Below are 22724 nucleotides of genomic sequence, written 5' to 3' on the forward strand. Positions count from 1 at the left end.
TTCCGAGCCATCGCCGCCTACCTTACCCCGCCTCAGCGATACTCGAAGATCGACCGGAATATCCCGGGCGCGATTACCGATAGCGGATTGACGTCGAGGATTGGCTTGTTGGCGTTGCCCCTGAGTCTGTAGGTGACGCCGATCAGGCCGCGGTCGCGTCCGTTGCCGAGCAGCGCGCCGATCAGCGGCAGTTCGCCGAAGATGCGGTTTACGCCGTAGGCCGGCATGAACGTGCCGGTCATGTCCATGTTGTTGTTCTGGTCGTAGAGCGTGCCCTGGAAGGTGGTGCCGATGCGCGAGCCGCGCAGCACGCCGTTGCGCAGCTTGAGATAGCCGCTGCCCTTGTCGATCTCGCTGAAACCGCGCTCGAACTTCACCCTCGACGTGTCGAGATTGCCTTTGACCGCCTCGTTGAGGCTGCGGCTGTCGCCGGCCGGCGTCGTCGATACGATCGAGGCGAGCTTCGGCTCGTTGACGACAAAGAAGTTCTTGGCGTCGACCTGGCCTTTCATCGGACCGTCGCCGGCCCCGGTGAGCGCCAGCGTGATCGAGCCGCCTTCCATATGCTCGTAGATGTTGAGGAAGCGTAGTATGGCGCCGGCGTCGGCCGACTTCATGTTGAGCGTTCGCAGGCCGTCGCCGGTCGTGTTGCTGACAGTAATCGCGGCTCCCGAACTTGCGGTGGCGCTCACCCTGAGCCCGTTTACCCTGGAGCCGGCGGCGCTGTAGTCGAGCTTCAGATTCGACAGCACCTCGTCATGGAAGCCGGTCAGGGAGCTGACGTCGGCGCTGACCGAGATCGTATCGACGCCGGTGGTCTTGGTGGCGGTATCGACGTCGGACGTGAATTGCTTGATCAGCGAGCGTGCGTCCAGCGCGCTGCCGCTGACCTCGACCGCATAGGCCTTGCCTGACCGCTTCACCGAGACGGCGACGTCGTCGCCCCTGTTCAACGTGACCTTGCTGAACCGGGCCGAGGACAAGGCTCCGTTGACCAGCACCGCGCTGCCGTCGATGGAGAAGGTCTTGCCGTCGAGTTCGAAATTGGACAGCGTCGTGGTGTCGCCGGTCTTCGTCATGGCGAAGACGACCTTGGCGGGAATGCCGGGCCCCTTGCTCCAGCCAGCCCAGGGAATGTCCAGCCTGGCATTGGTCAGGTCGGCCGACACGTTCTGGTTGCCGGTGCCACTCTTGTCGATCGCCACCTTGATGGTTCCGGAAAGCAGCGTCGACAGGCCAGGCATGGCGATGGCGCGCGTCTTGTCGTCGAGCACCAGCGCCACTTTGCGGCTGCGCGGCGGGCCGCCATCCCTGAGCGGCTCAATCAGGTCGAGTTCGGCCGGAATGCCGTTGAGCAGTGCCTTGGCCGAGATCACCGCCCGGTCGGGCGCGACCGTGATCGAGCCGTCGGCATGGCTGACCGTCTGGCCCTCGAACGGCTTGCCCAGCGACAGATCCTTGTAATCGAGCGCCACCAGCCAATCCAGTTTGGACGAGTCGACACCGGACTGCAGCGGAATATCGGCCTTGACGTGGCCGGTCACCGTGCCGGACAGGTCGTCCGGCAGCAGGCCGACATGGCGCATGGCGTTGATCGGGTCAAACGATGCCAGTTCGGCGATTGCCGGCGCCTCGCCGGCGACATCGATGTCGAGCGCGCCGATCACCGGCGGATGGTTCGCCGCCTTGACGGTGAGCGTGCCGTTGCTCGCCGCCACGGTGCGGCCGCTCGGCATATAGACGCTGCCCGAGGACAGCGCGACGTCGACGTCGTTGCCGTGGAAGCCGACGACGCCGACGGCATCGCGGATCGGCGGAATGCGGCCGGCCGTGTCGAAGCGCGATCCTTCGACCTGGAACCGGCCGAACACTTCATCGGCTGAAAGCGGCACGCCGTTGCCGAGCCGCCCGGGTACGACCTGGAACTGCAGGCTGCCATCGACGACGCGGCCGCCGAACAGGTTCTTAAGCACCCACAGCCTGGCATTGCGCGCCGAAAACCATGGCCATAATTGCTTGACGTGCGAGACCGGCATGTCGTGGACGTTGAGCGCCACCGATATGCCCGGCGCCTGGTTGGCGACGAATGCAACCGAAGCCGTGCCCAGCACTTCGCTGCCCGGGCCGGACCGGACGCCGATCTGCTCGGCGACCAGCTTTTGGCTCGTCGGCTGGTAGACGCCTGCAATACGGGCAATGAAGCTGAGCGCCGGCTCCGGCGAATCCGAAGGCGCCAGGGTCGAACCGTCGCTGGTCAGGTCGTAACGATAGGATGGCTCCTCGCCCGCTGTGCCGGTAACCGGCTTCGGCCCGATCGAACCGGCGAAATCGAAGGTCGAGCGGCCGGTCTTCACCAGCAAGCTGTCGACCTGGATCTTGTTCGAGCCGGCGACGAGCGTCGCATCGAGATCGATGTCGGCCGGGAGCAGGCCGCGCGAACCGAGATCGAGCACCGACCCGGTCAGCGACAGGGCAGCGGTCAGCCGCGAGCCGTTGTCGCCGGCTCCTTCCGACCCCGTCAGCTTCAAGGCGATCGCGCCCAATTTGCCACCTGCTGCCGCAGCGTCGGCATCCGCCGCCAGGATACTGGCGTCCAGCGTGGTGATGCGTCGCGTCGCCGGATCGCGGGTGGCGGAAGCGGCGATGGTAAGCGCCCTGCCGTCGACATCGGCGTCGGATGAAAACTCCATGCTTCCCGGTCCCGACTGCGAGACGGAGGCGTCGGCGATGGTGACCGACTTGACCGATCCGGTCTCGGGCAGTGCCAGCTCGACATTGCGCAGATCGATCTGGCGCATCGAATCCTCGCGCACCGCATCGAGTGCGCGGTTGAGATTGGCGAAGACGGCGGCGGAAAGTTTTTCCGGATCGATGAGGCCGTCCTGGTTGCGCAGCCCGGCCGTCCAGTCGCCGCCGGACGGCATCGCCGCCATGACGATGTGCGCGTCGGAAATCCGGGCGCTGGTCAGCCGTACCTCGCCCGAAAGCAGCGGGATCAGCCGGATGCCGAAGCGGACCCGGCCGGCATCGGCCATCGGTTTTCCGTCGGCGGTCTTGAGGCTGATGTCGCTCACCTGCAGCGCAATGAAGCTCGACCCGTCAAGCGTCAGCCGGGCCGGCCCGACGGCAACGTCGACATCGAAGCCGGCCAATTTCTCGATTGCCGTTTCGGCTTCCGCGCGAAGCCGCTCCGAGCCGAAGCCGGACACGCCGATCGCATAGACGCCGGCGGCGGCCAGCAGCACAAGGGCGAAGAGGCCGGCAAACAGCCGCGCCATCAAACGAACGCCGCGACCGATCGACGCCTGCCCAAGCGGCGGGACGCGGCACGCGGACGGAAAGGTTCCCAGGTCGGTGATCTCGTCACGCCTGAACCTGATCTTCTCGTGCTGCGGTAGCTCCTGATCCACGCAATCTTCCGTTGAAACGAATTCGATCGTGGACGAATCCCCGCTCGACATTATATCGATGCAGCCTGGCGCGTAACCTCAAACAAGGGCATCGGTATGGCTGACCTCGACGTGGGCGATGTTGCGCCGCAATTCGATCTTCCGCGCGATGGCGGCGGTTCACTCAGCCTCGCCGCACTGCTGGGAAAGCCCATCGTACTCTATTTCTACCCACAGGACGACACCACAAGCTGCACCAACGAGGCGATCGGCTTTTCGCAGTTGAAGCCGGAGTTCGAAAAGGCCGGCGCTGTCGTCATCGGGCTGTCGCCGGACAGCATCAAAAAACATGACAAATTCAAGGCGAAATACGATCTGAGCGTCGACCTTGTCGCCGACGAGGAGCGCAAGGTGATCGAGGCTTACCATTTGTGGGTGGAAAAGAAGCTCTACGGCCGCACCTATATGGGCGTCGAGCGGGCGACGTTCCTGATTGGCCGCGACGGACGCATCGCCAGGATCTGGCGCAATGTCCGCGTCAAGGGGCACGCCGAAGACGTGCTGGAGGCGGTTCGCGCAATTTGAGAGCTGCGGCAGGCCGCTGCAATTCGATACCCGTTTTGCGCGAAGACAAAACTTTGTTAACCCTAATAATGTGTAATCAGGCTCGTCGTTGGTGTCGTAACGAAAGCTTGGTCCCGTGAACGTAGCCAGTCAGTCAGCGGTCTTCGGCAGACGCAAAGAGCCCCACACGGTGATCATCGCCCGGGGCGACCAGATAAGGCATTTCACCATACGCCCGTGGCTTGCGGCATTTTGCGGCTCGGCGCTGGCGGCGATCGTCATTGGCTACCTGCTGGCGACCTCTTATCTGGTGCTGCGTGACGATCTGATCGGCGCCACGACGGCGCGGCAGGCGCGCATGCAGCAGGCCTACGAAGACCGCATCTCGGCACTGCGCAGCCAGGTCGACCGCATCACCAGCCGGCAGCTACTCGATCAACAGCTGATGGAAACCAAGGTCAGCGAGCTGCTGGAACGGCAGAGCCAGCTCAGCCTGCGTCACGGCCGCCTCGGCCCGATCCTCGAACGAGCCGAAAACGAGGTCGCGACGCCGCCCGTTCCGACGGCAAAGCCGGACGAACATGCCGACGCGACCGGCAGCATCCAGCCGACGGCCTATTCCGTCGCCAGCCTTGCCGCCCCGCTTGCCGCTCCTGTGGGCGATGACGACACCAGGCCGTTCTCGCTGTGGTCGACCCGCGCCGATCCGCTGCCGAGCGAAAGCACGGCCGACCGGGCAGACAAGCTCTTCGTTTCGATCAACAACTCGCTGAAGGCCATCGAGAGCCAGCAGCTCACGCGTATCGCGACGCTCGCCGACAATGCCTACAAGAGCGCCGACGCAATCTCGCAGGCGCTCGAGGCCGCCGGCTTGCCGGTCGACAGCGAATTCGAAAAGAGCGATGTCGGCGGGCCACTGATACCGCTCGACAGCTCGTTGGTCTTCGATAGCAAGGTCAAGGAGTTGGACGAAGCACTTGACGCGCTGGATCACCTTAAAAAGGAAGCGCGTCGGCTGCCGCTCGCCAACCCCGCCCCCGGCCATAGCGTCACCAGCCCGTTCGGCGTGCGCACCGACCCCATCCTCGGCACGGCCGCCTTGCATTCCGGCATGGATTTCAGGGCGCCGGTCGGTATGCCTGCCAAGGTCACGGCAGCCGGCGTCGTCGTCAAGGCCGGCTGGAACGGCGGCTACGGCCGCATGGTCGAGGTCGACCACGGCAACGGTTTTGTGACGCGTTACGGGCATCTCAGCGAAATCGACGTCGCCGTCGGCCAGAAGCTCGATGCCGGAGACGTCATCGGCAAGACCGGCAATAGCGGCCGCTCGACCGGCCCGCATCTGCACTACGAGGTTCGCCACAACGGCGAGGCGATCGACCCGCTGCGGTTTTTGACCGTCGGCAAGAAGGTCGAGCGGTACCTCTAGGAGCCCGGCTGCTCCCCAGACGAACCAGCAATTGACCGGCATCGGCCGGCGCAGCCACGCTAGGCAGCCTCGCGTAAGTATCCTCCGGCGACCGCCCTTCGCTCTCTTCTCCCAACAAACATTTCGGCTCCAGCCTTTGATGGCTTGCGCCTCACAGCGTTGACTCGAGCGCGGTTGTAGGATGATATGTATAAGCCTATGCCTTAGCCCAACAGGCTTGTAATGACCGTTCATGGTATCCCGCCTGAAATTCTGAATGCCCTGGAGGGCGCCGTCGGACGAAGCGGCGTGGCTGCCGACGCTGCCGGCATGGCGAAGTATCTTGGGGACTGGTCCGGGGATCATCGCGGCGGAGCCCTTGCGGTGCTGAAGCCTGCTTCGGTCAGCGAAGTCCAGGCCGTGGTGCGGCTCTGCGGTACGCTCGGGCTCGGAATCATCCCGCAAGGCGGGAACACAGGGCTGGTGGCGGGCGCGATCGACATCGACAGCCGTGGCGCGGTTGTCGTCAGTCTGGAGCGGTTGAACGGCATCCGTCTCGTCGACGCCGACAATTTCATCCTGCAGGCCGACGCCGGCTGCATCCTGCAGCACATCAAGGATGCGGCAGAGGCACAGGATTGCCTGTTTCCGCTGGCGCTCGGCGCGCAGGGAAGCTGCCAGATCGGCGGCAATGCGGCCAGCAATGCCGGCGGCACCAACGTGCTGCGCTATGGCATGGCGCGCGATCTCATCCTCGGCCTCGAAGTCGTCCTGCCCGACGGCGAGTTGTGGAGCGGCTTTTCCGGCCTGCGCAAGGACAATCGCGGCTACGACCTGAAGCAGCTCTTCATCGGCAGCGAAGGAACGCTCGGCATCATCACCGGCGTCGAGCTCAAGCTGTTCCCGAAACCGGCCCGGGTCGAGACCGCCTATCTCGGTCTCGCCTCGTTCGAAGCGGCCATCACCCTGTTCCGGCAGGCTCGCCGGGCATCATCCGATCTGATTTCGGCCTTCGAGATCATCGGTTCGGAGTGCATCGACCTCGCCCGCATGATCGATGCCGACACGGTTTCGCCGGTCGAAGCTCCCGTCCACGTGCTGATCGAACTCTCCGCAAGCGCCGCGGTCGATCTGCACTCCATGCTGGTCGATTTCCTGGCCGGAGCCATGGAGAGCGGCCTGGTTGCCGACGCCGTCCTTGCTGAAAGCATCGCGCAGGCCAGGGCGTTCTGGGCCATTCGCGAGGGTTTGGTCGAGGGCCAGGCAAGACGCGGCTATCATGTGCGCACCGACCTTGCGGTCAGGATATCGGACATCCCTGCCCTCATCGATCAGGCCCGCCAATTCGTGGCGCTGGAACATCCCGGCTGGCTGCCGCAGGCCTATGGCCATGCCGGCGACGGCAATATCCATTTCAACGTCCTGCCACCGCCTGGGCTCGCCGAGCGTGAAGCTCGTGCCCAAGGCGCGGAGATCACCGCCGGACTCTACCAGATCGTCGGCGCGCTTGGCGGCTCGATCAGCGCCGAGCACGGTATCGGCCGCACCCGTCATCGCACTTTCTGGGCCGGCCTGACACCTGCCCATCGCCGGCTCGTCACGGCGCTCAAGAGAACGATCGACCCCCAGGGATCAATGAACCCCGGCTGCCTGCTGCCACCGACGGAGACCTTTCCATGAAGCAAAGACTGGCCGCTATCGGCACGGTGGAGGCGCTGCCGCATCGCGTCGCCGCATTCCTCAGCCGCGAGATCGAATCCGGCGAGCTCAATCCGGGCACGCGGCTGCCGACCGAGCAGCAGCTCTCGGAAAAATTCGGCGTCAGTCGCAATGTGGTGCGCGAGGCGATCGCTCAACTCAGGGCCGATGGCATGATCGAAGCCCGGCAAGGCGTCGGCGCCTTCGTGCTGGCGCCGGAGCAGCGCGCGTCGATCCGGATCGATGGCGAGGCGCTGAAGGCGACCGGGAATATGGAGCGGCTGTTCGAGCTGCGTTGCATACTGGAAGCCGAGTCAGCCGCGCTCGCCGCCGAACGGCGCGGGCAGGAGCACCTCGACGCAATCAAGGCGGCGCTAGACCGGATGAGCGGCGAGGAGCGCTGGGAAGAAGGCAGCATCGACGCCGACCTTTTGTTCCATCGCGAGATCGCGCGGGCGACCGGCAACAATTACATCCACACCTTTATCTCCTTCGTTTGCGAGCAGATCCGCCGCTCGATCCACTACGCCCGCCTCACCAATCCGCTGCACGACCTGGTCGAAATCAATGTCGGGGAGCATGTGCGTATCTACGAGGCGCTGGTCGCGGGCGATCCCACGGCCGCCGAGGCGGCGATGCGCGCCCACATCATCGGCGCCGCCGACCGCGTCGGCGTCAAGCTGCCGGCATCGCGCGCCGCGCACAGCACAGGGAGATAGCCATGCCGCTCGGAGGCGCATATGCGATTTCGGACGTCTGCCTGCTCGTCGAAAACATCGAGCGGACGGTTGAATTCTATGTCGAGAAACTCGGCTTTCGCCTGCGGCGCCGCGCCGAGGGCTTTGCCGACTTCCATGGCGAGGGCGTCACGCTGGCGGCGTGGGAGATCGATCACATCAACCGGCACACCGGCGTCTCGAAGTTGAGGTCGCCGCGCCAGGCGCACAAGGTCTGCATGGCGGTCAGGCTAGACGCGCCCGGCGAGATCGACCGGCTCCATGGCGAACTGGCGGCCAAGGGCGTGCCCTTCTACGGCCCGCCGGAGGATTATGTCTGGAACGCGCGCTGCGCCTATTTCACCGATCCCGACGACACGCTTTGGGAACTATACGCCTGGCTCGACGGCGGCCCCGGCGACTACCACGACGAACAGCCGTAGACGACGCCGCGCCACGGGAACGGCGCGCAACGAAGAGACGCAACAGGAGCGAAAAATGAGTGGGAACAGAGACTACGACATGAACCGGCGCAGCTTCGTGAAAGCCGGCTTCGCCGCCGTCGCGGCAGCTTCGGCCGGAATGCAGCTCGTGCTGACGCCCGGCGCCAGGGCTGCCGGAAAGGTCGTCATCCAGTATGACTGGCTGATGTCCAACGGACAGATCGGCGACATCGCGGCCGTCGCCAACGGCTATTTCAAGGACGTGGGCCTCGAGGTGGAATTCAGCCCCGGCGGCCCCAATGCGGCGACGGTGCCGCCGGTGATTTCGGGCGCCGCACAACTCGGCCAGTTTTCCGAAACACCGCAGCTCTACGCGGCGCGTGCCAGCGGCGTGCCGGTGAAGATCATCGCCTGCGGTTTCCGCACCGGTCCCTATGCCTTCACCTCGAAGCCTGCCAAGCCGATCCGCGGCGTGGCCGACCTCAAGGGCAAGAAGATCGGCATCCAGCCTACGGCGCGCTTCGTCATCGACGAGATCCTGGCCAAGAACGGCATTGATCCGTCCGAGGTCACCGTCGTCAATGTCGGCTTCGACAAGGCGCCGCTGGTGCGCGGCGACGTCGACGCGATTGGCGGATGGATCACCAACACCCAGGCGCTGAGCGTCGTCGGCGACGACAGGATCGATCTTCTGGTGCGCGATCTCGGGCTGAACTCCTATGCCGACGTCTATTTCGCTACCGACACCGCGATCGAACAGGATGCGGAAACGCTGGCGAAATTCATCGGCGCCGTCGCCAAGGGCTGGGGCTGGGTGCACGCCAATCCGCAGGAAGCCGTCAAGAAAATGGTCGAGGCCTATCCGGAAATGGACCTCGGTTGGGAGCAGAAGACGATCAATCTGGTGCTGAAACTTTCCTTCGACGGTGCAACCGCCAAGGACGGATGGGGAACCTTCGATCCCGCCTCGATCGAGGAGCAGCTGGCACTGCTGGACAAGGTCGGCCAATACCCGAACGGCCGGCCCGCGGCAGCCGATGTCTACACCACCAAGATACTCGAATTGTCGGCCCCCGACCGACCCAAGCTCGACGCGCCCGCCGCTTGATGGCGAACGCGATCGAGGCCCGCAGGCTGGATGTCGGCTATGGCGGCCGGCAGCCGATGGTGAAAGTGCTCTCCGGTCTCGACCTGTCGGTCGAGGCCGGCTCCTTCCTGTCGATCCTTGGACCTTCGGGATGCGGCAAGTCGACCTTGCTCCGGGTAGTCGCGGACCTGCTCGATCCGCTCGGCGGCTCGATCAGCGTGCTTGGCGAGACACCGCATGCTGTCCGTTCGCGGCGCGATGTCGGTTTCGTCTTCCAGGACTCGACCCTGCTGCCCTGGCGCACCGTGCGCGACAACGTCCGCCTGCCGCTCGATGTCGGACAGGGACGCCTGACCCGGACAATAGACGATCGAACCGACGAGCTGCTTGATCTGATGGGGCTTGCCGGGTTCGGTGAGCGTCTGCCGCACCAATTGTCCGGCGGCCAGCGCCAGCGCGTGGCGATCGCCCGGGCGCTGCTCGGGCAACCTAGGCTGCTTTTGATGGACGAGCCTTTCGGCGCGCTGGACGAGATCACCCGCGACCGCCTCAACGACGAGCTTTTGTCGTTGTGGCGGCGCACCGGCACGACCATTCTTTTCGTTACTCATTCGATCGCCGAAGCGGCCTATCTCGGAGAACGGGTCATCGTTCTCGCCGCCAACCCGGGCCGCCTGGCCAGGGACCTCGACATGCGGCCGTTCAAGCAGGCGGGCAACCGCTGTTCGCGCGAGGATCCGGCGATCGTTGCCGCGATGGCCGAACTGCGCGGCGCGCTGGAACAGGCCTCATGAGGCAGGCGCCCTTGCCATCGGCGCTGGCCGTCGCCCTGCCCGTTCTTGGCGCGGCTTCGATCCTGCTCGCCTGGCAGTTCCTGCTGCCATGGCTCGGCGTGCCGGCCTATATCGTGCCGACGCCGACGGCCATATCAGGCGTGTTCCGGAAGAGTCTCGCTTTACTGCTCAGCAATCTCTGGCCGACGCTGATCGAGGCACTGGCGGGATTTGTCATCGGCAATCTCGCCGGTGTGCTGCTGGCGGTGGTTTTCGTGCACAGCCGCATCCTGCAGGCCGCCTATTTTCCGGTCGTGCTGTTCTTCAACACCATTCCCATCCTGGCGCTGTCCCCGATTATCATCCTAATCTTCGGGCTCGGCATGACGCCGAAGATCGTGATCGCTGCGGTGATCTGCTTCTTCCCGACGCTGGTCAACATGATCCGCGGGCTGGACTCGGCCAGCGACAACGAGCACGAACTGTTCCGGGTGCTATCGGCTACGCGCTGGGAGATCTTCTGGAGCCTGCGCCTGCCAAGAGCATTGCCGATGCTGTTCTCCTCGCTGAGAATTGCTTCGGCCACGGCCGTGATCGGCGCCATTGTCGGCGAGTGGATCGGGTCGGATAAGGGCCTCGGCGCGCTCATCATCCAGGCGACCTTCAACTATCAGTCGGACCGGCTCTATGCGGCGATCGTGCTGTCGTCTTCGCTGTCGATCGCGCTGTTTGCGATCGTGGTTCTGCTGGAGCGACGTACCATCCGCTACTGACCGTGCAGTTGAGCGGCCATCCGCCGGCTTCGCTCAGCGCGGCTGTCGATTTATTTTTGAATTCCATTTGACTGAATAAATCTTCGGTGCCAGTCTGGCCTCTCTCGAGGGCGCAAAGGCATGGCACTGCGGGGGACCAATCAGGAGTTCGGGCGGCCGTATAACCGGCGCATCGTGCTCGAATCGATCCGCCTTCATGGCCCGATCGCCCGTGGCGACATTGCCAGGCGGGTCGGGCTCACGGTGCAGACGGTGTCGACCATCGTTCGCGAGTTGGAAGAACACGGTTACGTGCTGTCGCTGCGCGAAGAGCCCAAGGGGCGCGGACTGCCGCCGGCAACGCTGCGCATCAATCCGGAAGGCGGCTATGCCGTCGGCATCCACGTCACCCCACTGGGCATCAATGCCGCGCTGATCAACCTCAGCGGCGATGTCATCGAGAGCACCTACCGCGAAGCCCCAAATGCAACGCCCGACCACGCTTTCGAGCTGATCGGTGCCATGGTGCTCGAATTGACCGTCTTGCGGCCCGGTGGCCGCGTTCTCGGCATCGGCATGGCGCTGCCCGGCCCGTTCGGCGTGGAGTCCATGAGCTTTGTCGGACCGACCACTATGACCGGCTGGAAAGATGTGGCACTGCGCGAGCGGCTGGCCGCCTCGACCGGGCTGCCGGCCTTTTTCGAAACCGACATGGCGGCGGCTGCGATCGGCGAGCGCCTTTATGGCCTCGGCACGGCATATTCCGAGTACTACTATCTCTATTTCGGCGTCGGTCTCGGCGGCGTCATGGTGCATGACGGGGCCGCATTGCGCGGCGCCTGGGGAAATGCCGGCGAGATCGGCCACATTCCCGCAGTGCCGGGCGGCGAGCCCTGCCCGTGCGGCAATCGCGGCTGCCTCGAACGGTATCTCTCGCTCGAGGCGCTGCGGCGCCGCAACATCGCCGACGCCGACTGGGTGAGCGAGATCGCGCCGATCTTCCGCAACGCCGTCACCATCATCGAAAATCTGTTCGACCCCGAAACCATCATCCTCGGCGGGCTGGCGTCCACAGATCTGCTCGAGAGGCTTGCCGGCGCGGCCGCGCACCTGCCCAATTCGGTCTCGGCGCGAAGCGACCGCACGACGCCCCGCGTCAGCGTCGCGCGGGGCGGCCAGCATGCGGTGTTGCGCGGCGCCGCCGCGCTTGCCGTCTCAGGAGTGCTTTCGCCACGCTTCGGCCAGATCTTCACCGCCGAGCGCGAACGCGGGCGAGATCTCCTGCACAACAAGGGGATCGCGGCATGAGCGAACCGCTGCTGGTGCTCGATAACGTTGCCAAGAATTACGGTGCCATCGAAGCGCTGAAAGGCATCAGCTTTTCGATCGGCAAGGGCGAAGTGGTGGCGCTTCTGGGTGACAACGGCGCCGGCAAATCGACGCTGGTCAAGATCATTGCCGGCGGCCTCGAGCCGACCTCCGGCCGCATGCTGTTCGAAGGCAAGGAATTCCTCGCCAAATCCCCCGCCGAGGCCAAGGCTGCGGGGATCGAGACCGTCTACCAGGACCTGTCGCTTTGCACCAATGTCGACGTGGTCGCCAATTTCTTCATGGGCCGCGAGATCACCAGAAAGGTTCTCGGCATTCCGGTGCTCGACGAGCGCGCCATGGAGCAGGTGGTACAAAAGGCGCTGGCCAGCGCCGGCACCCGCATTCCCTCGCTTCGCACCAATGTCGAGCACCTTTCCGGCGGCCAGCGGCAGGCCATCGAGCTCAACCGGTTCGTGCATTTCGGCGGCAAGCTGGTGCTTCTCGACGAGCCGTTCGCGGCGCTCGGCGTCGAGCAGACGCGGCGCGGCCTCGACATGATCCGTCAGGTGGCGAGCCAGGGCATCGGTGTCGTCATCATCACCCATATCATGCAGCAGGCCTTCCAGGTCGCCGACCGGATCGTGGTGATCCGGCAGGGCGTCGTGGCTGGCGATGTCGCACGCAACAAAACAAGTCCCGACGCGGTGATCAACATGATCACCGGAGAGACGCTCGCCGGTGCCGGACCGGCGAGCTGAGGGACAAATGAGGGGTCCGGCGCAAGAGGAGCGAACGACATGAAGAAAATATTTCTTTCCGTCTTCGGTATCCTGGCACTGGCCTTTGCCACGCTCACGCCGGCATTCGCTCAGTCGAAGGGCACCGTCTACTACATGGTGCCGACATTGCTCGATGAGTTCCAGACCGGTTCGGTGAGCGCGCTGGAACTGTTCCTGAAGCAGGTCGGCTACGAGATGAAGACGCTGAACGCCGACAACAAGACCGACGCGCAGCAATCACAGATGAACGACGTCATCGCGCTGAAGCCGGCGGCGATCATTCTTGCCGCCGTCGATTTCAATGCGCTGAAACCGTCGGTCGAGGCGGCCCGTGCCGCCGGCATCCCGGTCGTCGAGTTCGACCGCCAGATCACCTCGACCCCGTCCGACTTCACCTCGGTGGCCGGAACCGTCGAAATCGGCTACGTCGCCGCCGATCAGGCGCAAAAGCTCCTGACCGCGAAGAACGGCTCGGTGAAGGGCAAGATCCTGCAGGTGCTCGGCGATCCGGGCGACCCCTACACGCTCGACATCCAGAAGGGTTTCGAGGAGAAGATGAAGGCCTTCCCGGATGTCAAGATCATCTCGCTCCCGGCCATGCAATGGGAGGCCAGTAACGCCGGCACCATCGTTGCCGACCAGATGCTCGCCAACCCCGACATCGACCTGATCTTCAGCCATGCCGCGCATCTTTCGGTCGCTGCCGTCGCCTCGCTCGAGGCCGCCGGCAAGAAACCGGGCGACGTCATGCTGATGAGCTCGAACGGCGCTCCGGTCGGCCTCGACCTGATCCGCAAGGGCTGGCTCAATGTCGAAGTCGAGCAGCCGCTCTACGCCCAGGCCGCGGCGGTCGCGATGTTCATGGACAAGGTGGTCAACAAGCAGGAGATCAAGCCAGGCGAATATGATGTGCTTGGCCTGAAATCGACCCTGACCAAGGAAGCGTGGGGCCCGAACATCAAGATCCCCGGCGCTGCGATCACCAAGGAAAATGTCGATAACCCGGCCTTCTGGGGCAACATGAAGCCGCCGACCGAAACCATAAAGCCGGTCGAATAGCGAACTCGCCAGAAGCTCCGGGCCACACAGGCCCGGAGCCAGCCCTGCAGCCCTGGTGCGTTCGAACGGACGCGCACGGGAACGTTGCAGCAATTTTCAACCGCGCCTGATCTTTCCGAAAACCGAGTGGTTTTTCGCGGTCGGCGCCAACCGGATCCTGAGATGAACCCCCGCACGCGCCAAACCCTCGAGTTCATCCTCGACAATCTCGTCTGGTTCATGCTGGTCTTCGTGCTGGTGGTCTTTTCCATCCTCATCCCGAACTATTTTCAGCTCGGCATCTTCGCCAACATCATCGAGGCGTCGAGCGTGCTCGGCGTGATGTCGATCGGCCTGGCGCTGGTCATCATCGCCGGTCACATGGACCTGTCGGTCGAATCGGTGGCGGCGCTCAGCGCCATGGCGGTCGGCATCCTGTTCTGCTCGTCGGGCATCGGCCTTGGCATCCAGTTGCAGCCGCAATGGCTCATGGTTCCGGTTTCGCTGCTCATCGCGCTTGCCGTCGGCGGCATCATCGGCGTCATCAACGGCTATCTGGTCGTCAAGGTGAGGATGAGTGCTTTCATCATCACGCTGGCGTCCTACATCTGGGTGCGCGGCCTCGTGCTGGTTATTTCGGGAGGCCGCTCCGCACAGGATCTTGCGCCGGCAATCCGCTGGTTCGGCATCCAGCGCCTGGGTGGCCTGCCGCTGACGGCCTGGATCGCCATTGCGTGTTTCGTGGTATTTTCGCTGATCATGGCCAAGACGCCCTTCGGCCGGCACCTGGTCATGATAGGCGGCAACGAGACGGCGACCTTTCGCGCCGGCATCCGCGTCAACCGCAATCTGGTCATAGCCTTCGTTCTCGCCGGCACCATCGCCGGCCTTGCCGGTTGGCTGCTGGCGATCCGCACCTCCGGCGCAACCGCCAATCTCGGCGTCGGCCTGTTGTTCAATGCTTTCGCCGCAGTCGTCATCGGCGGCGTCAGCCTGAAAGGCGGCGTCGGCACCTTGCCCGGCGTCTATGCCGGCGTGCTGCTGCTCTCGGCCATCAACACGGCGATCAATTTGATGGGCCTGCCGGCCAACTTCACCCAAGTGATCCACGGCCTGCTTGTGCTCGCCGCCGTGCTGCTTGACGCATTCAAGCAAACCATCCGCCAGAGGCTCGCATGAGCAGCCTACCGCAAACCGGGAGACTTTTTGGCAAGGTGGCGCTGGTCATCGGTGCTGCCCGCGGCATTGGCAAGGCGATCGCGCAGCGCTTTGCCGAGGAAGGCGCGAAGCTGGTGCTGGCCGATACCGAGACCGAAGCCGGACACGCAACGGCAGATGAGGTCGGCGCCCACTTCATTCGCACCGACATCTCGCAGATGGCCGATGCGGAAGCCGCCGTCGCACTGGCGCTCGACCGTCACGGCCGGCTCGACATCATGGTGCAGAATGCCGGCATCTATCCCTGGCAATTGCTGGAAAACACCAGTCCCGACGACTGGGACCGGGTCATGGCGGTAAATTTGCGCGGCAGCTTCATCGCTGCTCGCGCCGCGCTGGTGCCGATGAAGGCACAGCATTTTGGCCGCATGCTATTCACCTCCTCGATCACCGGCCCGCATGTCACCAGCCCCGGCCACGGCCATTATTCTGCGACCAAGGCCGGCATCAATGGGCTGATCCGTTCGGCTGCGCTCGAATTCTCGGGCTACGGCATTACAGTCAACGGCGTCGAGCCCGGCAACATCCTCACCGAAGGCATAGAGCAGCACCGCGGTGCGGCCTTCATCAAGAACATGGAAGACGCCATCCCACTCGGCCGTCTCGGCAGCCCTCGCGACGTGGCCAATGCCTTCCTGTTCCTGGCCTCTGACGATGCCAGTTACATCACCGGCACGACCATCATCGTCGATGGCGGGCAGCTTCTGCCCGAGGGCAAGGACTTCCGGCTGCTGCCGCCATGATCCTCGATTTCGGCGGCGGTTTCTTCCTGCGCCGGGCGACCGCCGCCGATCATCCAGCACTTGCAATGATCTGTCTTAAGACCGGCGATGCCGGCAAGGACGCCAGCAGCCGCGAGGACGACCCGGAACTGCTCGGCCTGCTCTACACCATTCCCTACCAGGTGCTCGAACCCGAGCTGGCCTTCATTATCGATAGTCCCGCAGGTGCGGCCGGCTATCTGCTTGGCGCCGCCGACACAGCCGCTTTCAATGCCAGCCTGGCGTCAGACTGGTATCCGGACCTGCAGCGGCGCGTCGCCGACCCGGGTCCCGACAGCTCACGCTGGCGCGGCAGCGATTGGGCGCGGCACCGGGTCCATCATCCCGATTTCGCTGTTCCGCCTGCGCTGGCGGCCTATCCGTCGCATGGTCATATCGACCTGTTGCCGCAGGCGCGCGGGAAAGGCATCGGCAGGCGCGCGATGGCCTTCCTCGAGCAGCGCCTTGCCGCGAGCGGCTCGACCGGCGTCCACCTCGAAGTCATGCCGGAGAATAATGATGCGTTGAAGTTCTACAAGGCAATCGGCTTCGAGGTGCTGCAGGATCCGGAACCAGCGAAGCAATGCGTCTACGTCGGAAAACGGCTTGCGAATACGGCGGAAGCTGCAGGCTGAGCCGCGGCGGGCAATCGCACAAGCCGCACACGACATCCACGGACATCAAAGGATCGCAACATCAACACGGTGCGGGCCAATCGGAGTCTTGGCGGAGCGTCTAACAGTTCAGTGTGGGGGCAGAGGAACATCCGCGACCGTTTCCCCGGCCACGATGGAGAACACATAAAGCAGATAAATGGTTAGCACCAATAACGCTAGGAATGACCCCCTGGCAAAGATTCCCGCAACCGTGGCGCGGCGATACGGTTCAACTTTTTCCTTCTTAAAGGTGTCTTCTTCGCTCCGGGTTGTCAAAACCCGTTCGCCTGGAAGCTGTATTTTTTCAGCCTCCTTCGATATCTTATCCGCGAGATCTCCTGCGATCACAGGATCATTCGGAAGATGACTCGTAAGCCATCCAGGAATATTTTCGCTCCCGCCCATGCCCATACGCAAGTAAGGTTTAGTTTTTGTTTGTGATCTCTAGAATTACTGCAAGTTTTAGCTTTCGGCAATCGTTTGCCACCTAAGGAGGCAGCAGATCAGACTTAGGTCCCAACGGGAAAGACCGATTGATCAGACCAAAGTCCTAGTACCTATGCGCCCTACCCCGGACCGTGAAGCGTTTGGGAGCGAAGTTACCGCAACAAAGACGAAACCATTGGTTGCATTGATCGCTGGCCTGTTTGCCGGGCGGCTCAGTATCCAGGGTCCGTGTGCTCTACGAGGGACGTTAGCATCGACAAACCACGTGCTTGTTAGCCAATCTCGATACCATCACTCTCGAGACGCCTGCCTTGGCTCTGCGACCTCTTCAGGAGTGAATGTGACGCCTCGATCAGCCGGCGCGATATGGCGATCGTGTAGCGAAGTTCCTCAATCAGCGCGGTTCCGTGTTCAGTGGCCTGACGAGCACGTGCTACTTGGTTATCGTCGGGCTTCCGAGGGAATTCTTTCACGCTCCGACCTCCAAACCATGCCGAAATTATCGCGAAGAGCAATGCCTGGGCAACGAAGAAGCCCGCCGCGTCTTTTCGACGGTGGGCGATCAGGAAAAATGATAAGGGATGCCAGATAGTTGCGTCTACCAACCGCCAGTTGGACGAATCTCCGACAGTGCAGGCTGTGTGAACCGGACATCGCAAAAAGACAATGCCTGGATAAACACATCGAGGAAAATGGTGGGCGATGACGGGCTCGAACCGCCGACATCTTCGGTGTAAACGAAGCGCTCTACCAACTGAGCTAATCGCCCGCTCCGGGCCGGACCTTTAAGCAGTTAGGACCGGCTTCGCAAGGCCAAATGAGCGGCCAGTGGCTTGGCCGGGGGCGGGTTTCGGCAACAAAGTTCGGCTTGTCAAAAAACCTTCTGCTGTTTGCTGTTATGCTGTCCGGGTCCGCTTGACACCCGCTGGCTTACCCCTTATCCACCGCCCCAACGACGAACACGGCTGACACGTGCTCGTCCATGCGCGGGTGTAGCTCAGTTGGTTAGAGTGCCGGCCTGTCACGCCGGAGGTCGCGGGTTCGAGCCCCGTCACTCGCGCCATTTCTCCTTCGGGCCACGGCCCTTGGTGTCGGAGAAATGTCGACGTTGATTTGTCAAAACCATCGTCGTTCGTGAAGTAATCCACAAGACCTCACACCTTGGCGAGCAACGCCTCGACTTCCTGCAGCGTCGGCATAGACGGCGCGGTGCCCGGGCGCGTCACCGAGATGCCGGCGACGGCGCAGGCGAAGCGCACAGCCTGCAGGGGTTCGATCCCCCTCGACAGCGCCGCAGCCAGGCCGCCATTGAAGGCGTCGCCCGCGCCGGTGGTCTCGACAACCGGGCCGGCGGCGACCGCTGCGACATGTTCGGAACGATGGGCCGTGTGCAGCAGCGCACCTTTTTCGCCAAGCGTCACAATGACCGCGCCAACGCCTTTCTCCAGCAAACTGTCGGCAGCACGGCGGGCATCGTCGATGGAGGACACCTTGATGCCGGTCAACTCCTCGGCCTCGGTCTCGTTCGGCGTGACATAGTCGCAAAGCGTGTAGATCCGGTCCGGAAGCTTGGCCGCCGGCGCCGGGTTCAGGATGGTGGACACTCCCGCCCCGCGCGCGACCTCCAGCGCCCGCAGCGCCGCCTCGATCGGCTGTTCGAGTTGGGTGACGAAGACGCCGGCCGCGCGGATCAGGCCGGCATTTGCCTCGATATCGGCGGGCGAGATCAGCATGGCCGCGCCGGGGCTGACGATGATGGCGTTGTTGCCGCTGGTCTCCTCGATGAAGATATAGGCGGCACCGGTGTAGCTTTCCGGCGTGTCGATGACGGCGCTCTTCACGCCGGCATGCGACCAGGTCTGCCTCGCCATCTCAGCGAAAGGATCGACGCCGAGGCGGGTCAGGAAGGTGATGTCGGCGCCGAGCCGGCCGGCCGCCACCGCCTGGTTCGAGCCCTTGCCGCCAGGGCCGAGCGTAAAAGACGTGCCCAGGATCGTCTCGCCCATCCGCGGCTGGCGGGCGGCGCGGTAGGCGGTGTCGGCGACGAAGACGCCCAATATGACAATAGGCTTCATGACGATCGGTCTTCCCGGCATGCCGCTACTCCGCATCCGGTGGCACGACGCCCTTGCGGAAGGCAAAACAGCCATAGAAGCGGCGCTCGCCGGTCTGGATGACGCAATAGGCCTTCTTGGCGCGTTCGTAGAAGGCGTAGCGCTCGACCGAGATCATCGGCCAGGCCTTGCCCTCGGCGGCACCGATCTCTTTTTGCACTTCCTGCTGCACGGCAGGGATTTCGTCCGGCTTGCCGACGATCTCCATGCGCGCGGCCGCGTCGTCGACGAAGGTGTCCAGCGGATAGAGCGAAAGCACCGCCTTGACCACGTCGGCCGCCGACGCATCGATGCGCAGCAGCCGGCCAAGCACAGTCTGGCGCGCCACCGAATCGGACGGGAAATTGGTGTCGGCGATAATCAGATCGTCACCGTGGCCCATCGCCCGCAGCGCCTGCAGCACATCGGCATTGAGCAGCGGATTGATTCCTTTGAGCATGGCATTCCTCGCGAAGTTTGCTGGGGCGAATCAGAGACGTTTGCCGGTCTCTGCGTCGAAGAGATGAACCTGGTCGAGCCGCGGTTTCAGGTGCAGTGTGTCGCCCGGCTTGAAGTCGTGGCGCTCACGGAACAGCGCCACCATCTCGCCCTCGCCGAAGCGCAGGAACACCAAAGTCTCGGAACCGGTCGGCTCGACCACCGAAATCTTCGCCGGAACACCATCGGGATGGATTTCGAGATGCTCGGGCCGCACGCCGTAGACGACATTACGGCCATCCTCGACGGCAGTCGCCGCAATCGGGAACGGCGTCCCGGCGATCTCGACGACGGGCTTGTCGCCCTTGCGCACGACGCCCTTGAGCAGGTTCATCGAGGGCGAGCCGATGAAGCCAGCGACAAACAGGTTGGTCGGCCGGTCGAACAATTCCAGCGGCGCGCCGACCTGTTCGATGCGACCGTCGCGCATCACCACGATCTTGTCGGCCATAGTCATGGCCTCGATCTGGTCGTGGGTGACGTAGATGGTGGTGGTCTTCAGTCGTTGGTGCAGTTCCTTGATCTCGGTGCGCATCTGGACACGCAGCTTGGCGTCGAGATTGGAGAGCGGCTCGTCGAAGAGGAACACCTGCGGGTTGCGCACGATGGCGCGGCCCATGGCGACACGCTGACGCTGGCCGCCGGAAAGCTGGCGCGGATAGCGCTTGAGGTAGGGGTTGAGGTCGAGGATGTCGGCGGCGCGCTTGACCCGCTCAGTGACCACCGCCGGGTCGGTTTTGCGCAGCTTGAGAGCAAAGGCCATGTTCTGCTCGACCGTCTTGTGCGGATAGAGCGCGTAGTTCTGGAACACCATGGCGATGTCGCGCTTGGCCGGCGGCAGATGGTTGACGACGCGCTCGCCGATGGCGATGGTGCCGCCGGAAACGGTTTCCAGCCCGGCCACCATCCTCAGCAGCGTGGACTTGCCGCAGCCGGAAGGCCCGACCAGCACCACGAACTGCCCGTCGGCGATGTCGACGCTGACATCGTGCAGAACCTTGACGGTTCCGAACGCCTTGGCCACATTGCGGATCGCGACTTGAGCCATCATTCCCCCTTCATTTGCCGTGAAGCTAAACAACGCAAACGGCGAGGGCAAGTCAGTCTCTTATAGATGAAAAACCCATTCACGTTGACACCGCACTTCGTTGTGCGAATAGTGACAACTGCCCGGCTTATGACCCTGTTCCGGGCGCACCGGTACGCTTGTCCGGCACTGAATGCCAAGCGTCGCGGGAGGGAGAATTCGGGCCGCTATTTACGGGAGTCGCTGTCGTTGGGGAACATAATCGGCGCTCCACCATCTGAACCTATTCACAATTGACCTTCTGGGAGGAACGAGATGAAAATCAGCCTTTATAACCAACTTGTCCGCGCCGGGGCCACCCGCCGCGACGTGCTGAAGGGGGCGGCCAGCATGGCCGCGATCGCCGCGGCATCCGGCGCCGGCCTCGGCGCACTGACGCGGCCGGCTTCGGCTGCCAGCGAGCTGCGCACCAAGATCCTGCAGATCCCTGGCGTCGGCAAAGGTCAGCCGACCGATGCCGACTTCCAGAAGGTCGGCGAGCTTTGCCTCGAAGCCACCAAGGCCAACGTTAAGGAAGACGAATTCGCCGGCGTCGAGCTCTCCTTCATGGGCCTCAACAACCAGAACCTGCACAATGTGCTTTTCCGCGGCTTCCTGAAGCCGTGGGAGGCCTATACCGGCGCCAAGATCAACTGGATCGACCTTGCACAGGCGGACTACAATCCGCGCCTGCAGCAGGCTATCGCCACGAACACAATCGACTTTGATATCGTCGAGATGGGCGCTCCTTTCGAAGGCGATGTCTGCGGCAAGGGCCTCACTTCCGAGATGCCCGACTGGGTAAGGAAGCAGATCGATATGGACGATCTGGTGGCCTATCTGAAGCCGCCGGTCGGCACCTGGAACGGCAAGCAGTATCGCGTGACCGTCGACGGAGACGCGCACAACTTCAACTACCGCACCGACGTGTTCTCCGACTCTGATCTGGCAGCAGCCTGGAAAGCCGATAGCGGCGACAAGGTAGGCCTGACGGAATGGGGCGTGCCGAAGACCTGGCAGCAGGTGCAGGCCGTGACCAAGTTCCTCAAGGGCAAGCAGATGAAGGGCCAGGACGTCTACGGCTACCTCGACGCGCCCAAGGCATGGGGTGGATTCGGCTTCTACTTCCTCGGCAGCCGTGCCAGTGCTTATGCTAAGCACCCTGATGACAAGGCATGGCTGTTCGACGCCGATACGATGAAGCCGCGCGTCAACAACCCGGCTTGGGTGCGGGCGATCCAGGACGTGATCGACGCGCTGCCCTTCGAACCGCAGGATCAAATCAATGCCGACCCGAACCAGACCTGTTTCTCCCAATTCCTGGGCGGCACTGGTTCGATGCTGGCTTGGTGGGGAGACGCTGGCTCGAATGCGAAGACTAACGACTCCTCGGTCGTCGGCGACGTCACAGGCTTCTCGATCCTGCCGGGCTCGGACGATGTCTATAATTCCAAGACCGGCAAGTGGGACAAGCTCGCCAGCGGCCCGAACTATGCGCCAAACTGCGCCTATCTCGGCTGGGGCGTCTATGTCATGGCCCGCGTCGACAGCGACGAGAAGAAGAAGAAGGCAGCCTGGTCCGCCGCCGCCCATCTCGGCGGCAAGGACCTGTCACTGTGGTGCGCGGCGTATCCGTCGGGCTTCCAGCCTTACCGCAACAGCCATTTCGATATTCCGGAGTGGGTGGCGGCCGGCTACGACGAGGCGTTCATCACCTCGTACCTCAAGTCGGAATCCGACAGCTACAACCATCCGAACGCGGCGATCGAGCCACGCATCCCCGGCATCTTCCAATACTACAGCGCCGCCGAGGATATTTTGGCCAACACCTTCGCCGGCAAGATGAAGGCACAGGAAGGCGCCGATGCCATTGCGGCGGCCTGGGAGAAGCTGACCGACCAGATCGGCCGCGACAACCAGATCAAGCTCTACAAGGCCTCGCTCGGCATGTAGGCTATGTGAAACCGTGGTCCGGCGGCAACGCCGGACCACACCAGACAGCTCCGGCTCCTCGATGAGCCTTCAAA

The 22724-nt window shown here is 63.4% G+C and carries 20 protein-coding genes and 2 tRNA genes; 16 read left to right on the forward strand and 6 right to left on the reverse strand.

Going from position 1 to position 22724, the window contains the following annotated elements; all coding sequences use genetic code 11:
- Nucleotides 1–32: 32 nt before the first annotated feature.
- Nucleotides 33–3410, reverse strand: a complete 3378-nt coding sequence (locus tag NKG60_RS13780) for a hypothetical protein (RefSeq protein WP_352865746.1) — start codon at nucleotides 3408–3410, stop codon at nucleotides 33–35.
- 96 nt (nucleotides 3411–3506) lie between these two features.
- Between NKG60_RS13780 and NKG60_RS13785 the strand changes: the two genes are divergently transcribed.
- From NKG60_RS13785 to NKG60_RS13850, 14 genes are all read left to right on the forward strand, one after another.
- Nucleotides 3507–3974 (forward strand): peroxiredoxin, encoded by a 468-nt coding sequence (locus NKG60_RS13785; RefSeq protein ID WP_352566127.1) that lies wholly within the window; start codon nucleotides 3507–3509, stop codon nucleotides 3972–3974.
- A gap of 115 nt (nucleotides 3975–4089) precedes the next feature.
- Nucleotides 4090–5382, forward strand: a complete 1293-nt coding sequence (locus NKG60_RS13790; protein ID WP_352865743.1) for a M23 family metallopeptidase — start codon at nucleotides 4090–4092, stop codon at nucleotides 5380–5382.
- Between the two features lie 222 nt (nucleotides 5383–5604).
- Nucleotides 5605–7041: an FAD-binding oxidoreductase gene (locus NKG60_RS13795; protein ID WP_352865740.1), complete on the forward strand. Its 1437-nt coding sequence runs from the start codon at nucleotides 5605–5607 to the stop codon at nucleotides 7039–7041.
- Nucleotides 7038–7778 carry a FadR/GntR family transcriptional regulator gene (locus NKG60_RS13800; RefSeq protein ID WP_352865737.1) on the forward strand — a complete coding sequence of 247 codons (741 nt, stop codon included), beginning with the start codon at nucleotides 7038–7040 and terminating at the stop codon, nucleotides 7776–7778. Before NKG60_RS13795 ends, NKG60_RS13800 begins: the two co-directional genes overlap by 4 nt.
- A 2-nt stretch (nucleotides 7779–7780) precedes the next feature.
- Nucleotides 7781–8218: a VOC family protein gene (locus NKG60_RS13805; RefSeq protein ID WP_352865735.1), complete on the forward strand. Its 438-nt coding sequence runs from the start codon at nucleotides 7781–7783 to the stop codon at nucleotides 8216–8218.
- A 79-nt stretch (nucleotides 8219–8297) separates the two neighbouring features.
- A complete protein-coding gene (locus tag NKG60_RS13810; protein WP_352865911.1) occupies nucleotides 8298–9326 on the forward strand; it encodes an ABC transporter substrate-binding protein in 1029 nt (342 codons plus the stop codon).
- A complete protein-coding gene (locus NKG60_RS13815; RefSeq protein ID WP_352662630.1) occupies nucleotides 9326–10099 on the forward strand; it encodes an ABC transporter ATP-binding protein in 774 nt (257 codons plus the stop codon). Before NKG60_RS13810 ends, NKG60_RS13815 begins: the two co-directional genes overlap by 1 nt.
- Complete coding sequence (locus NKG60_RS13820) at nucleotides 10096–10851, forward strand: ABC transporter permease (protein ID WP_352865733.1); 756 nt, start codon at nucleotides 10096–10098, stop codon at nucleotides 10849–10851. The genes NKG60_RS13815 and NKG60_RS13820 overlap by 4 nt, the downstream gene beginning before the upstream one ends.
- Nucleotides 10852–10971: 120 nt before the next feature.
- On the forward strand, nucleotides 10972–12138 hold the full coding sequence (locus tag NKG60_RS13825; protein WP_352662636.1) for an ROK family transcriptional regulator: 1167 nt from the start codon (nucleotides 10972–10974) through the stop codon (nucleotides 12136–12138).
- A complete protein-coding gene (locus NKG60_RS13830; RefSeq protein ID WP_023717343.1) occupies nucleotides 12135–12899 on the forward strand; it encodes an ATP-binding cassette domain-containing protein in 765 nt (254 codons plus the stop codon). The genes NKG60_RS13825 and NKG60_RS13830 overlap by 4 nt, the downstream gene beginning before the upstream one ends.
- 39 nt (nucleotides 12900–12938) lie before the next feature.
- Nucleotides 12939–13979: a sugar ABC transporter substrate-binding protein gene (locus NKG60_RS13835; protein WP_352865729.1), complete on the forward strand. Its 1041-nt coding sequence runs from the start codon at nucleotides 12939–12941 to the stop codon at nucleotides 13977–13979.
- 162 nt (nucleotides 13980–14141) lie between these two features.
- Entirely contained in the window at nucleotides 14142–15137 is a 996-nt protein-coding gene (locus NKG60_RS13840; RefSeq protein ID WP_352865726.1) for an ABC transporter permease, read from the forward strand.
- Nucleotides 15134–15919, forward strand: a complete 786-nt coding sequence (locus NKG60_RS13845; RefSeq protein WP_352865724.1) for an SDR family oxidoreductase — start codon at nucleotides 15134–15136, stop codon at nucleotides 15917–15919. The genes NKG60_RS13840 and NKG60_RS13845 overlap by 4 nt, the downstream gene beginning before the upstream one ends.
- On the forward strand, nucleotides 15916–16572 hold the full coding sequence (locus NKG60_RS13850) for a GNAT family N-acetyltransferase (protein WP_352975001.1): 657 nt from the start codon (nucleotides 15916–15918) through the stop codon (nucleotides 16570–16572). Before NKG60_RS13845 ends, NKG60_RS13850 begins: the two co-directional genes overlap by 4 nt.
- Before the next feature lie 108 nt (nucleotides 16573–16680).
- Here NKG60_RS13850 and NKG60_RS13855 read toward each other — a convergent pair whose 3' ends face one another.
- Nucleotides 16681–16998: a hypothetical protein gene (locus NKG60_RS13855; protein WP_352662653.1), complete on the reverse strand. Its 318-nt coding sequence runs from the start codon at nucleotides 16996–16998 to the stop codon at nucleotides 16681–16683.
- Between the two features lie 735 nt (nucleotides 16999–17733).
- Nucleotides 17734–17809 (reverse strand) — tRNA-Val (locus NKG60_RS13860).
- A 217-nt stretch (nucleotides 17810–18026) separates the two neighbouring features.
- Here NKG60_RS13860 and NKG60_RS13865 point away from each other — a divergent pair.
- A tRNA-Asp gene (locus NKG60_RS13865) sits at nucleotides 18027–18103 on the forward strand.
- Between the two features lie 91 nt (nucleotides 18104–18194).
- On the opposite strand, the gene rbsK is transcribed toward NKG60_RS13865, so the two are convergent.
- The 3 genes from rbsK to NKG60_RS13880 are packed head-to-tail and all read right to left on the reverse strand — an operon-like array spanning nucleotide 18195 to nucleotide 20679.
- Nucleotides 18195–19136 carry a ribokinase gene (rbsK, locus tag NKG60_RS13870; RefSeq protein ID WP_352865720.1) on the reverse strand — a complete coding sequence of 314 codons (942 nt, stop codon included), beginning with the start codon at nucleotides 19134–19136 and terminating at the stop codon, nucleotides 18195–18197.
- A 4-nt stretch (nucleotides 19137–19140) separates the two neighbouring features.
- A complete protein-coding gene (locus tag NKG60_RS13875) occupies nucleotides 19141–19593 on the reverse strand; it encodes an RbsD/FucU family protein (RefSeq protein WP_352865717.1) in 453 nt (150 codons plus the stop codon).
- 30 nt (nucleotides 19594–19623) lie between these two features.
- Nucleotides 19624–20679, reverse strand: coding sequence for an ABC transporter ATP-binding protein (locus tag NKG60_RS13880; protein ID WP_352865909.1), 1056 nt, complete (start codon nucleotides 20677–20679; stop codon nucleotides 19624–19626).
- A gap of 294 nt (nucleotides 20680–20973) precedes the next feature.
- Here NKG60_RS13880 and NKG60_RS13885 point away from each other — a divergent pair, with 294 nt between their 5' ends.
- A complete protein-coding gene (locus tag NKG60_RS13885; protein ID WP_352865714.1) occupies nucleotides 20974–22650 on the forward strand; it encodes an ABC transporter substrate-binding protein in 1677 nt (558 codons plus the stop codon).
- The last annotated feature ends 74 nt before the right edge of the window (nucleotides 22651–22724 follow it).

It is taken from the genome of Mesorhizobium sp. M1428, assembly GCF_040317515.1.
Lineage (GTDB): Bacteria > Pseudomonadota > Alphaproteobacteria > Rhizobiales > Rhizobiaceae > Mesorhizobium.

Bases quoted from the DNA above. Each gene is read 5' to 3' on its own strand.
- NKG60_RS13785 (WP_352566127.1), top strand. From the start codon at position 3,507: ATGGCTGACCTCGACGTGGGCGATGTTGCGCCGCAATTCGATCTTCCG.
- NKG60_RS13795 (WP_352865740.1), top strand. From the start codon at position 5,605: ATGACCGTTCATGGTATCCCGCCTGAAATTCTGAATGCCCTGGAGGGC.
- NKG60_RS13800 (WP_352865737.1), top strand. From the start codon at position 7,038: ATGAAGCAAAGACTGGCCGCTATCGGCACGGTGGAGGCGCTGCCGCAT.
- NKG60_RS13805 (WP_352865735.1), top strand. From the start codon at position 7,781: ATGCCGCTCGGAGGCGCATATGCGATTTCGGACGTCTGCCTGCTCGTC.
- NKG60_RS13810 (WP_352865911.1), top strand. From the start codon at position 8,298: ATGAACCGGCGCAGCTTCGTGAAAGCCGGCTTCGCCGCCGTCGCGGCA.
- NKG60_RS13815 (WP_352662630.1), top strand. From the start codon at position 9,326: ATGGCGAACGCGATCGAGGCCCGCAGGCTGGATGTCGGCTATGGCGGC.
- NKG60_RS13820 (WP_352865733.1), top strand. From the start codon at position 10,096: ATGAGGCAGGCGCCCTTGCCATCGGCGCTGGCCGTCGCCCTGCCCGTT.
- NKG60_RS13825 (WP_352662636.1), top strand. From the start codon at position 10,972: ATGGCACTGCGGGGGACCAATCAGGAGTTCGGGCGGCCGTATAACCGG.
- NKG60_RS13830 (WP_023717343.1), top strand. From the start codon at position 12,135: ATGAGCGAACCGCTGCTGGTGCTCGATAACGTTGCCAAGAATTACGGT.
- NKG60_RS13835 (WP_352865729.1), top strand. From the start codon at position 12,939: ATGAAGAAAATATTTCTTTCCGTCTTCGGTATCCTGGCACTGGCCTTT.
- NKG60_RS13840 (WP_352865726.1), top strand. From the start codon at position 14,142: ATGAACCCCCGCACGCGCCAAACCCTCGAGTTCATCCTCGACAATCTC.
- NKG60_RS13845 (WP_352865724.1), top strand. From the start codon at position 15,134: ATGAGCAGCCTACCGCAAACCGGGAGACTTTTTGGCAAGGTGGCGCTG.
- NKG60_RS13850 (WP_352975001.1), top strand. From the start codon at position 15,916: ATGATCCTCGATTTCGGCGGCGGTTTCTTCCTGCGCCGGGCGACCGCC.
- NKG60_RS13855 (WP_352662653.1), bottom strand. From the start codon at position 16,998: ATGGGCGGGAGCGAAAATATTCCTGGATGGCTTACGAGTCATCTTCCG.
- rbsK (WP_352865720.1), bottom strand. From the start codon at position 19,136: ATGCCGGGAAGACCGATCGTCATGAAGCCTATTGTCATATTGGGCGTC.
- NKG60_RS13875 (WP_352865717.1), bottom strand. From the start codon at position 19,593: ATGCTCAAAGGAATCAATCCGCTGCTCAATGCCGATGTGCTGCAGGCG.
- NKG60_RS13880 (WP_352865909.1), bottom strand. From the start codon at position 20,679: ATGGCTCAAGTCGCGATCCGCAATGTGGCCAAGGCGTTCGGAACCGTC.
- NKG60_RS13885 (WP_352865714.1), top strand. From the start codon at position 20,974: ATGAAAATCAGCCTTTATAACCAACTTGTCCGCGCCGGGGCCACCCGC.